Source organism: Mesorhizobium sp. M7A.F.Ca.CA.002.04.1.1 (genome assembly GCF_004022805.1).
In the GTDB taxonomy this organism is placed as follows: Bacteria; Pseudomonadota; Alphaproteobacteria; order Rhizobiales; family Rhizobiaceae; genus Mesorhizobium; species Mesorhizobium ciceri.
In genome coordinates this window covers 1-797 of record NZ_RZPL01001195.1, presented here as the reverse complement: position 1 = coordinate 797, position 797 = coordinate 1, and the positions used below count along the sequence as shown (strand labels likewise).

The following is a 797-nucleotide window of genomic DNA, read 5'->3' as shown; positions in this document are numbered from 1 at the left end:
GGGAGGGCTGTGGGGTCCCTCCTTCTCGGCCTCGACGATGTGGGAGGAGCCTGTGCGGCGAAACGGGCTAGACACCCCCAGGCCCAGAACTTGGGCGAAACCAACTCCCACCAAAGCACAGCCGCTTTAGTAGCCGAACAATGAAGCCTCGCTCGACGAGCCGCCGCCTCTACTGTCAGCGGCATCACGCGGTTGAAGCGAACAGCGCAGCGGCTACTGTTTCCCGCACAACTCGGACGGCAATTGGGACAAGTCCGCACATGTCGTCACGTAAGCTGAACGCCGCAGGTACAGCCAAATTGGGGGCGGGGCGTTTCTGCCGTTTTGATAGAATTCTATCAAACTGACAATTTTCCTTGCACGAATGCAAGGAGAGCTCGATTGACTCCCCTCCTTTCTTGTCAAGGATGGGTTTGCAGGCTGCGGTGCGGCAGAAGCCGGACAGAACGGCGACCGGTCGAGTAAAGGCCTGCGCAAACAAGCGCGCATATTGCGGGCGCCCGCACGGAGGAGAAGACGCTCGTCCTGGTGAAAGACAACGATGCTCAGGCGCCATTGCCATTTGCCGAGGGGGTCCGCGCGCCGGAAATTTCGAAGCAACAAAGGTGAGATCGAGAATGATGATGGCGAAATACAACACAGCTCACCGTCCAGTGCAGTTCTACCGGCGGGTGGCGGAGTGGGATGGGCTGCCAAATGGAACGTAAAAAGATCAGCAAGGAGATGCTTGGCGATAGTCAGGCGCTGCGCAAGCTGCGTGAGCACCTTGTCAAGGTGGCCAAGGCGAAGACTACGGT

At 58.6% G+C, this 797-nt stretch carries 1 protein-coding gene; it reads right to left on the bottom strand.

Annotated features, from left to right (window positions below):
- Positions 1–184: 184 nt before the first annotated feature.
- A complete protein-coding gene (locus tag ENZ75_RS34845) occupies positions 185–637 on the bottom strand; it encodes a hypothetical protein (protein WP_127262932.1) in 453 nt (150 codons plus the stop codon).
- Between the last annotated feature and the right edge of the window lie 160 nt (positions 638–797).